The following is a 10,738-nucleotide window of genomic DNA, read 5'->3' as shown; positions in this document are numbered from 1 at the left end:
GAATTCAATAAACGACCACCCGAATTCAATAAACGACCACCCGAATTCAATAAACAACTACCCGAATTCAATAAACAACCACCCGAATTCAATGGGATTTAAGAAGAAATTCGACTTGTGTGTACACGGTAGCTCCCTTGGGGGGAGTGGGGGCCCCGAGTTCCCCAGAGGGGACCCCTACCTTCCCCAATCCCTAATTCTCAATCCAGCCAACATCTGTACTTTCAGGAAGTTCTAGGGTATCACCTATTTTTTCGCCGTCGTGAAAAGCAGCGAGTAGAGCTTGGCTAGTTTTTCCCCAAGCGATCGCCCCAGTCGCATCTAAGGCGATCGCTCCAAAATCCCGCTTATTCTCATATGCTTCTGCAAATGAGCGCTTCATAGCTTCTTTTAGTGACATACCATCGGTGACACGCACCACTATCTTTGCTGCTAGGCACTCATCAATGATGTCTTCTCCAATACCAGTGCAACTAACACCAGCATATTTTGTAGCATAATTTCCAGCAGGCATTGCAGAATCACTGACGCGCCCTATTCTTTCAAAGCCTTTACCACCAGTAGAAGTACCAACGACAAGTCTTCCTTCAGTATCTAAAGCAACAACGCCAATTGTCCCACGGCGATCGCTGCTGGTTTCCACTAGTTCTGGTTCTGCAACTACCCCAGCCATTGTGCTTTTAAAGTTTTGCTGGCGTTCTTGAATCCACTCTTGCAAGCGCAAGTCAGTTAAAGCGTTATAGCTGGGAATTTGTAATTCCCGCGCCAACTCAGCTGCACCATAATCAGACAGCACTCGATCTGGAGAACCTTGTAAAGCTTTTGCCAAATCGATGGGATTTTTCACCCGCGAAACATTGATTACACCACTAAAGCTTTGAGTTGTACCATCCATCAAAGCAGCACTCATGCGGATTTGACCATCTGATTGCAGTACTGAACCAGTACCCGCATTAAAACGAGGGTTATCTTCTAACAATTGACACCCGCGCACTACTGCTTCTTTCGCAGTTGCACCAGAAAGTAAAATAGAATACACTTCTTCTATTACTTTATGAAGTGAATGGCGTACCACTTCTACTCCGCCTTTTCCATGTAAAGAACTACCAGCCCCCCCATGAATAATTAACTTAGGTTGCACCTGTATCTTCATCTCCCGTTGATTTGTGTAATTTGAGTCTAAGTATTTTTACAATTCATTATTTTGATCTTCAGCCGTAGAACGGCGACGACGACAGCGTTCTGAACAGTATTTCACCTCGTCCCAACAATCCGCCCATTTTTTGCGCCACGTAAACGGACGCTGACATACCGGACAAATTTTTGTAGGCAAGTCAGATTTAGAACGGCTACGTCCCATATTTCTACTATGCTAGTTAAAAATCGATTCCACTTGAGATGGAAATCAATTATAGCTGTTTGTTACAGATGTAGATGACTTTTAGAATCCGGAATGCGGAATTTGGAATTGCAATTTCATCAATTGTGAAATAGTTTGGTTAAGACCTTCATTCAGTAATTAATTTTTTTCTAGCACAGCAAAATTAACTGGAGAGGTGAAAATAAAGGCTTAAGAGAACTCCACAAAAAAGATATCCATTACAAAGGAGTGCAGGGGAGCAGGGGGAATAGAAAATAGATCTAGTTCCATTCATTGGATCATTTATTGTTTGGAAAACTCTAATTACGTATCCGTCGTCGAAAATCTTAAACGGGTTTTCTATGTTTCCAGCCTATATCTAGCAAGTTTTGCCGCTCTAGTTTTTTTTAACCCTGATTTTGAATGACTCAATAAAAGCAATTATTCGGTCTTGTTTCTGTATATAAATTTACTGTATAACCAGTTATATTTTTTCTCGGTAGAGACTAATTAAGTGAGACACTCAAATATCTTTCCTACCGACGTTATGGAACAGTCATAAGGAAAAACTACTATTTCATTAGGGCGCTAATGAAGATTTATACTAAAGCGCGGTACTCGATCAGGGGTCGATTAAAAATCGACTGGTATCTTTTGAGCCTCCTTTAGATTTTCAGCAACAACTGGTGACATCTTACTTGCAAATGCTTTCAAATTAGGATCTTGTCCTTGTTGAAGATATTTTTGTAACTTCTTATAAGTATTGCGATGAGCTTGAACCTGCATGTTCATATATGCTTGGTTAAAATTCTCACTAGGAACCTGCATCAGATTAATCAATAAGTATTGATTCTCTGAACCTATGTTTTCTGGTAGTTTAAAACTTTTAACCTTCGCTATTTGCATCAGCTGTTTACTCGAATCTGTATGCTCCTGAATCATTTGTCGTGCAAAGTCTCTTACTGCTGGAATTTTGGACTTTTGGAGTGCTAGTTTACTTGTCTCAATGACTGTCATATCACTTTGCGCCACCTTAGTCATGAATTCTTGGTCTAGACGAATTAGTGAAGGAAGAGGATTTGTAGTTTCTGGAGAAGGTGTGGTGTTTCCAGAAGGACTATTGATTCCTGGCGTATACTGAGCAAGGATAGATTTATCAGGAATGTTAGAGCAACTAGCAGATGAAAAGCCTAAAGCAGCTAAAAAGCCTAAAGCAGCTAATTTTGGAAATCTGTTACGAAAAGTAGACATGCCTAAAACCTTCCTTTTAACTAATGACGAAAGACAGACGATCCCAACTAGTAGAGACACGCCAATAGCGCTGTAGCGCATGGCTTCGCTAAGGCGCGCTCTACATTTGTACCGAATTACTTAGACTTTCTTTTGTGATTAAGCATATTCACCTTAACTTTTACTGTTTAAGACTTTAATAAGTAAAACAAGTTGAAAAAAACAAACTATGTTAAGTAATGTAAAAAGACTAGCATCCAGTTTCTAGTAAGGACTTTAGTCCTTTTTCGATAACTAAAGTTCTCACTACGAGCCTTTAATTATTTAACCTGTTCTACTTAATTGATTTTTCAAATATGATCTTTTAAATATCTCACATTTCGCGCCCAGTAAGAGACTATTTATAAAGTAAATCTTAACTTTGTAGGGTGCGTTAAAGTACAGCGCAACGCACCTAAATGAACAGTGCGTTACGGCAAAAATATTTCTTTTCGCTATCTTTTTGTATTTTCGTGCCGTAATACACCCTACTAGGTATAGTAAAAAATAAAATGTAAAAAAAAGACAATAAATATAACTAAAATTTCAGAAAAAAATACAGTATTTGCTATAGATAATCTTGTTTTAATTTTTAATTAACAATGAATATCTGGAATAGCTAGCTCTGACTTTGAAAATAATAGTTAGAGTCTTCAAATTTCTGGAGTCAAAATATGCGAATTATCCATATTAACCTTAAGGAAGTTAAAGGTGATTATGTAACATTACGCTACTTTGATGATGAGCCAAGTGATTATTCGTCGTCGCGTGCTTTTCCCACGGGAGAAATCGCAAAATGGAATGACATAGTTCAACGAGACTACTACAACGTTGTTGAAGTTGAATCGAAAGCGGCACATTATTATAAAGAGTATTCTAAAATAGGACAAGATTTGTATGACTGGTTGGATGGAGATGATCGCATTCTGGAAAAGTTGTTGCCCCCGCTTGAGTATGGTGAAGTTACTGTCCTCGCGATCGCTACAGCAGAAAACCTTGCCGATCTGCCTTGGGAATTGTTGCACAATGGTGACGAGTTTCTAGTTGAGCGTCAGGTTGTTCCAGTACGGTGGGTATCATCAGAGAAGTCAAAGAAATTAACCGTTCAACATCCGGAAAAAGAACGAGCATTACAAGTCTTATTTATGGCTTCGTCGCCTCTAAATATAGAACCTGTATTAGATTATGAGGCTGAGGAAAGAGGTATTCTAGCAGCGACGCAGACAGCAGAACGGCGAAGATCCATAGAGTTGGTTGTGGAAGAAAGCGGTTCTCTAAAAGGGTTAAGTGAATTATTACGCAATAGAGACTTTAATTATTTTGATATTTTACACCTAATAGGTCATGCTACTATCGAAGATGGAGAAATATGCTTTATAGCAGAAAATCAAACGGGAGAAGCTGACTATTACAGCGCCCAAAAAATAGTTAAGCAAATTAAATATTCAAAACCCCAACTAATATTTCTCTCAGCTTGTAACACAGGGAAAGCAATACCATCTGGGACTATACCCTCAATCTCAATGTCAGAGACTTTAATAAGATCTGGAGCCAAGGCGGTTTTAGGTTGGGGTAAAAGTGTATTAGATACAAATGCAATTCTAGCGGCAGAAGTTTTGTATGAACAATTATCTCTGGGGAGGGAAGTAACCCAAGCCATTGCTAGTACCTACGAGAAATTGATTGAACATAAGGCGCGAGATTGGCATTTATTGCGTCTTTATACGGGTGATACTTTACCAGGGAAGTTAGTTACATCCTTAGATAACCCTAAACGACAACTAGCACCACCACCATCAGTAGCCACTGAATTTTTAGATCCGGAGGGAAAAGTCAAAGTCGCTACCCGTGAAAGTTTTGTCGGTCGTCGTCGTCAGTTGCAAAAGTGCTTGGCAGCATTTAAGAATACGGACTATATGGGAGTGTTGATTCATGGGATGGGTGGCTTGGGTAAAAGTAGTTTAGCTGCAAGGTTAGGTGACAGATACCTACAGAGAAAGCGAGTTGTCTGGGTGGGAAAAGTAGAACCAGACAACTTGGCGAACGTATTAGCAAATAAGTTAGATGATCAGGAACAGCGCAATCAGCTACAAAACTCTGGAGAGGAATTGAAGTTTCGGTTGAAGCGGGTATTTGATCAGTCGTCGGGTGGAAAGAGTTTTTTATTGGTGCTAGATGATTTTGAGCATAATTTGCAACTTCGTAATGGTCAGTATGTGCTTCGTAATGGTAAGTGTGTGCTGACACTAGAAGCAGCAAACGTTTTGAATGCAATAGTTTCGGCAATTCAAGAGACTGACTCTAATCACCGTATAATTATTACCTGTCGTTATGATTTCGACTTTTCTAAGTCAGAATATTTTTACAAACAACCGTTAGATGCATTGCGAGGAACAGATTTACGAAAGAAGTGGAAGCGCCTCTCTGCCTCAGATAAGGTAGATAAGACTTTTCGATCCTATGTGGAAAAGCTGGCAGATGGGAATCATCGCTTATTGGAGAAATTGCACGAGGAATTAAAGGAATTACAAAAACAAAATATTGACAAAAATTTTATTCTTGGTAGTTTGGAAACTAAAAGGAAAGAATTGCTTCCGCAAGTATTTGAAGACAAATTAGGCAAGCAAAGAGATTCAGATCAGCCGATGCGAGACATGTTGCAACGGGGATTAGTTTTTGAGTTACCAGTACCAAAGGAGGCGTTAAAGGCAGTTTGTGAAACTGTGGATGAATTAGATAAGTGCATCAATAAGGCTATAGCATTGGGACTGTTGGAAGCTAGTTATGATCGGGAGTTGCTACGAGTACCCCGCTATTTGGGTTTAGAGAAGTTGGATGAAATCTCTTTAATTAAAAAAGCAGCAAATGTGTTATACCAGCTATGGTATGAAACAAAAGCAGAAACCCCAGAAGAACGACTTTTAGAGATTCATCGACTAGCAAGGCTAGGAAATGAAATAGACATACAAGTGACAATGATAGAGATTTTGGCAATCTCCTGGCAATATCGAAGCCCCCAGAAAGTAGTAAAACTATGTACAGAAACCTTAGAAGATTTGAAAAATGTGTCTTCTGATGTACCCAATAATCAAGTAGCTAGAATTCAAAATTTCCTAGCACAGTCAAACCTGTTGCTGGGATACTATAACAAGGCGAAGTCCGAGTACGAAAAAGCGTTAAAGATGGGAAAGAAACTCTCAGATAAAGAAAATTCTCTTGACTTCGCTAAAACTCTGGATGGTTTAGGTTATCTATATACCTTGATTGGGAGGTATGACGAAGCTAAACCGATGCTTGATGAGGCATTAAAGATCCGAAACAACGAACACCCAGATAGGATACGGAGTCTAAGTCACTTAGCATATTGGTATCGTGTACAACGTGACTGGAAAAATGCTGAATCTTTTTATCTTAAAGCGTTGGAAATGTGCCAACAAATCTTACAAGAGGATAATCTTGTTTTAGCTGAAAGTTACTATAATCTAGCAACAGTCTACTATGAGCAGGCATCGTGTGAAAGAACTGAAAATAACAAATACAAAATAGCTGAAAGTTACTATCTCAAGGCTTTAGAACTGAGTTCAGCCTTAGAAGAGCAGGAGACTTTATCTATAGCTATTATTTCAAGTTCCTTAGCCAAAGTCTACTTTTTTCAGGAACTTTATGAAAAGGCTCAACAGCAATTTATTAAAGCCTTAAATATCAGAGAGCAACTGTTAGAATATCACTTAGATATAGTGCAAGATCTGAAACATTTGGGTTACTGCAATTATGAATTAGGAGAGTATATAAAGTCTAAATGTTGGCTTTTTAAAGCATTAGAGATGATAAATGATTTAATAAATAAAGAAGACCCTTCTATAGATAACAATCATGATAAGCTAGTTCAATATTTAAAGAATATGTTGGATAGATTAGAAGATATTTACAATGAGCTTGGTGACTCTAATAAAGTCGAAGCTATATGTTATCAAAAACAACAATTAGGTGATGGCGAAAAGCAAACTATTTGTTTATTTAAAATATTTAAAACAATTGAGACTTTACTTGACTATTTACGGTAAGTATTGAAACAAGGAAATAGCGTAGTTTTTTTCATTGTCTCATTCTTATTATCAATAGTTTTGAATTAAAGAGAATGTCTCATAGGAAAATTGGGGTTTGGTAAACTGAACAAAACAAGAGGAATCGAAAGAACGCAGTATTACTATCTTTGAGTTGCTATCTTATTCACCTGAGTTGAATTTGATTGAAATTTTGTGGTGGTTCATTAAGTCTAGGGGATCAAAAGGAAATCACAGTACGCAACGTATTAAATTTAACTCTAATTCCAGTGCTTAGGGATCTCCAGAAAATAAAATGTCCCGCCCTATCAAATATATTTCGGCTCAACCCAAGGACTGGTGGGCGTTGCGCCCCCAGGCGCAACGCGAGGGCGGGACATTTTATTATTTGGAAGTGCCTTAACGTTTAGTTGCATACTTGTAAATTTTCACGCCCACCTACCTACAATAGCATTCACTATCAGGAGCATAAGAACATGATACCCGATATAGCCTACAATTCCCTTGTCCATTAAAGAAACACCTGTAGCACACATCACTTGTTGGCTGATATTGCTTGTTACCACTATTGGAAGTAATGGTATTCGCTCCTGTTCGGATCACTTTTGGTATCTCCGGTTTTTGCTTAGTATTCCTAATACAATTGGAAGCATCATTCGCTCCTTTTTGTATATTTTCCTTGAGAGGAAGAGCATCAGTCGCGCTAGAACTAATCGCAGTAATCCCAAGAGTTACAAAGAGAGACAGCGCATCTTTGATGAGTTTTTTTCTGTTCCTCATAGTCTGGTACATCCTTATTTAGTTCTGAACATTAAGTAAATAATTTTACGGGATTAATTCTTTTCATCATGCCAAAGAAGCTTTTAAATCAAAAAGAATCAAATTTTCTTGGCATCTACTTTATTGAAATTGCCAATTATTAATCGCTGTAAGCAGTCTGCAATTATTTGAAATAAGTCTCAAAATAAGAGTAAAAACTGAACTTAGTGACGAGCTTTAAGGTTTATGACCTTTACTTTTTATCTTTACTCAGTTCTAAACACTAACTTTTCTATTTTTACCCGTGTTATAAAATTATCAACATATAATAAATAATTTGTCAATATAGATTAAGTTTTAAAATTAAATACAAATTACAAATTTATAATACAGTGCTATGAATCAACCTAGTGATTTTAAAGATACTAATGGATTAGACCTCTTAAAAAAATGTATTTTTGTTGATTTTGTTACTGAATAAAATAAAAAACTATATAAAAAGAAGGGAATTTATAAATTTATACACTGAATAAAACAGCTAATCATTGCCTCGCGCCAACGGTAACAGTAAGCGACTAACTATGCGACCATCTGGTAATTGATAGAAATCCAATTCTCCACCAAGTTGCTGTATGAGTTGTTGGCAGATTAATAAATGTAAACCGGGTAATTGCTCAAGTCTGGAGGAAGCAAGTATATCTTTGGGTGTATCTGGATGCAGTTCTGTTAGTAATTGTGATTCAATTTCACCATTATCTGTAATTGATACTTCGAGGAAATCTTCATCTAAGCGACGACACCAAATGTCTATTCTGCCAAGTGTTGTGGAACGGTGACAGGCGCAAACAAGTAACTCATGGAGAATCAATTCTATCTTTACTATGTCACCAGCGATCGCCAACGCAGAGTGAGGTAAAAGCGCATAATTTTTGGATGATTCACCTTCGTTTTCTGCCAAACCATGTACACCTACCCATAGTTTTTGTTGTTTGAGTAAATGATCAACTCGTTCGAGCGATCGCTTGAGTAAACTTGCTACAGATACACTTTCCCAACTCATCTGCATCTGCCATAGTTCTAGTTGTAACAAAGCTGTCATTGAGGCTGTACTGTGATCTAATTGCTGTAGCAGTTGCTGGTAGCGCATGTGAGTTAGTTCGTTGCTAGGAATACCCAAATTATCCATTTGCCTAATTAATTGCGTCATGCTTCTTTGGATATCTTCTAAACGCCGATGCTTATACCAATTAAGTTGTTTCAATTCTTTTGTCCGAGACTCTAATACTTGAGTGATTTGCAGCCATCGCCGTGACCAAGCTAGTTGACAAACTAGAGTTTTTATAGTGTTAATACTTTCTTCAGACCATTGACGCTGCCAATGATCAGCTACGATTACCACACCTGTCGGTTGATAATCAGCAGTGGTGCGTAATGCAATCACTAAAATTTGACCAATACCAGCACCATTTAACCAATTTTTAGTTTCAACAGGTAAATCGTTAGTTGTGATGGCTAGAATATCATCTGTGATTAATGCCCACTGAATCAAAGCTTCAGTTTGAAGTTGAATTGGTGTGTCGAATACAATCTGAAATTCAGAATTGGCAATAAATCCAGGTATGATTTTTGCCACATAATCTCCTGGTTGCCAAGAAAGTAATATTGTCAGTGAACAGTTGAGAATTGCAGCGATTTGTTCGAGGGTTGTACGTTCTAAATCTAGAATGGGTTGAGTTTTGGAATCTTGAGATTGTTCGATAATCGTCAGAGATTGCTGAAAGCTTTGCAAAATTTTCTGCTGTTGCTCGGTTTTTTGATACAACTGCCATTGGCGAATTGTGACACCAAGCTGTTGAGCTACAACTTGTACTAATTCTTTTTCTAGTGATGTCCAACTATGATGATTTTCTGTAGTAATTGCCAACAATACTTTGGGTTCTTGCCCAAAAATACAATTACAAATTACAAGCGATCGCACCCCATTTTCTAACAAATAAGGATGCCAATTAAAAAACCGTAAATCTGTTACCAAATTCTCAATAGCTATTGCCTCTGTAGAATGTAACAAAAGCTGCCAATCTACATGTTTTAAAGCTTCTAAATGAGACACCAGGGGACGGCAATTATGGGGTTGATGTTGATAAAAAATTCGATAATTATTTTGGTCTAAGTCGTAATGCAATAACAAAAATCGAGTTGCAAGCAAGCGTGGCAAAACTTTTGCTGCACAAATATCTAAAATTTCTTGAATCTCATAATTACTATAAATACCTTGAGCAATTTGACCAGTTAGGTAAGCATCATTTTGAATTTGTGTAATAGTGCTTTGTGTCTCTTCCAAAGGAGCAACAAGAGAAGTTAAGCCAGCAGCACTTTTGATGAAGTTCTTTTCTGCTTCTGTCCAAATTCGCGGTTCAGTAGTTTCCACAGTCAAAAAGCCCAGCAAATCTTTTTGCCAGATAATTGGAGCTGCTAACAAACTGCGTACTCCAAAATGTTGCAACAACTTCACGGTGAAATTGCTTTTTAATGAACTGCGTCCTTCGCCAATCCAGACTATTTCATTGACTGACAAAGCGATATAAAAATCACTCAGTTCGTGTACTGTAATTTTTGCTGTGGTTTCCTCATGATTTTGCTGAAAATTTCGACTAGTATTTTTGTTACTCAATCGTCGCCAAAAGTAATAGCTTTCCCTGTCAAACCAGTAAATATTGGTACGCTTAGGTAGAACAAATGCATGAATTGCTTCTATAACTGCTTCTAACCTTTGCTCTAAAAGATTCAAAGCTTGCAGATTTTCCAGTAATTTTAGTAATGGTTCATCAAGGCGCTTAATTTGCTTGTGCTGCAAATCCATTTCTTTTTGATAAATTCCAGATCCCAATTCCCCTACAACCATCATCAATCTGGCTCTAGCTTCTCCACCTAGCAAGTAACCCCAGCGTTCAGAACCGAGTAAAATTAAACCTAAACAGAAGTTTTTGTAGCAAATAGGAACTACTATTGTTCCTTGGATATTGAATTTTTGAGCTAAAGATTGCCATTCTTCAATCCGCATCTCAGTTCGCAAATCAGCTACACCCAAAGGGCGCTGTTCAATTACTACTTGCTCTAACAAATCCCCAGGATTGAGAACTACACGTTGTTTTAAGCAATTGATGTCATTACCAGGGATAACACCACCTTGACCAAACAATATATGATTAAGGCGATCATACAGAGCAATCCAAATAGACATCTCCGACAACTATCAAAGCCTTTATGTGACTAGCTCTTAGGGTGC

Annotated in this window: 5 protein-coding genes; 1 reads left to right on the top strand and 4 read right to left on the bottom strand. The window is 37.8% G+C overall.

The genetic code is table 11. From position 1 onward, the window contains the following. Positions 1 to 193: 193 nt before the first annotated feature. From AC5JMK_RS07315 to AC5JMK_RS07305, 3 genes are all read right to left on the bottom strand, one after another. Positions 194 to 1,153 carry an isoaspartyl peptidase/L-asparaginase gene (locus AC5JMK_RS07315; RefSeq protein ID WP_495909761.1) on the bottom strand — a complete coding sequence of 320 codons (960 nt, stop codon included), beginning with the start codon at positions 1,151 to 1,153 and terminating at the stop codon, positions 194 to 196. A gap of 36 nt (positions 1,154 to 1,189) precedes the next feature. Further along, positions 1,190 to 1,360 carry a DUF2256 domain-containing protein gene (locus AC5JMK_RS07310; protein WP_071524794.1) on the bottom strand — a complete coding sequence of 57 codons (171 nt, stop codon included), beginning with the start codon at positions 1,358 to 1,360 and terminating at the stop codon, positions 1,190 to 1,192. Between the two features lie 633 nt (positions 1,361 to 1,993). Continuing rightward, the gene (locus tag AC5JMK_RS07305) at positions 1,994 to 2,611 is read right to left on the bottom strand and encodes a DUF4142 domain-containing protein (RefSeq protein ID WP_495909760.1); all 618 of its coding nucleotides are present in this window, start codon (positions 2,609 to 2,611) and stop codon (positions 1,994 to 1,996) included. Positions 2,612 to 3,303: 692 nt separating this feature from the next. On the opposite strand from AC5JMK_RS07305, the gene AC5JMK_RS07300 reads away from it, so the two are divergent. Beyond that, entirely contained in the window at positions 3,304 to 6,693 is a 3,390-nt protein-coding gene (locus AC5JMK_RS07300; RefSeq protein WP_495909759.1) for a CHAT domain-containing tetratricopeptide repeat protein, read from the top strand. Between the two features lie 1,297 nt (positions 6,694 to 7,990). Here AC5JMK_RS07300 and AC5JMK_RS07295 read toward each other — a convergent pair. After that, positions 7,991 to 10,693: a sensor histidine kinase gene (locus tag AC5JMK_RS07295; protein WP_495909758.1), complete on the bottom strand. Its 2,703-nt coding sequence runs from the start codon at positions 10,691 to 10,693 to the stop codon at positions 7,991 to 7,993. Between the last annotated feature and the right edge of the window lie 45 nt (positions 10,694 to 10,738).

Source organism: Pelatocladus sp., from assembly GCF_059505505.1.
This window is presented reverse-complemented; position numbering and strand designations above follow the sequence as displayed.

What these genes read in the sequence shown, in the direction of transcription:
- AC5JMK_RS07315 (WP_495909761.1), bottom strand. Translation starts at nt 1,153, where the DNA reads ATGAAGATACAGGTGCAACCTAAGTTAATTATTCATGGGGGGGCTGGT.
- AC5JMK_RS07310 (WP_071524794.1), bottom strand. Translation starts at nt 1,360, where the DNA reads ATGGGACGTAGCCGTTCTAAATCTGACTTGCCTACAAAAATTTGTCCG.
- AC5JMK_RS07305 (WP_495909760.1), bottom strand. Translation starts at nt 2,611, where the DNA reads ATGTCTACTTTTCGTAACAGATTTCCAAAATTAGCTGCTTTAGGCTTT.
- AC5JMK_RS07300 (WP_495909759.1), top strand. Translation starts at nt 3,304, where the DNA reads ATGCGAATTATCCATATTAACCTTAAGGAAGTTAAAGGTGATTATGTA.
- AC5JMK_RS07295 (WP_495909758.1), bottom strand. Translation starts at nt 10,693, where the DNA reads ATGTCTATTTGGATTGCTCTGTATGATCGCCTTAATCATATATTGTTT.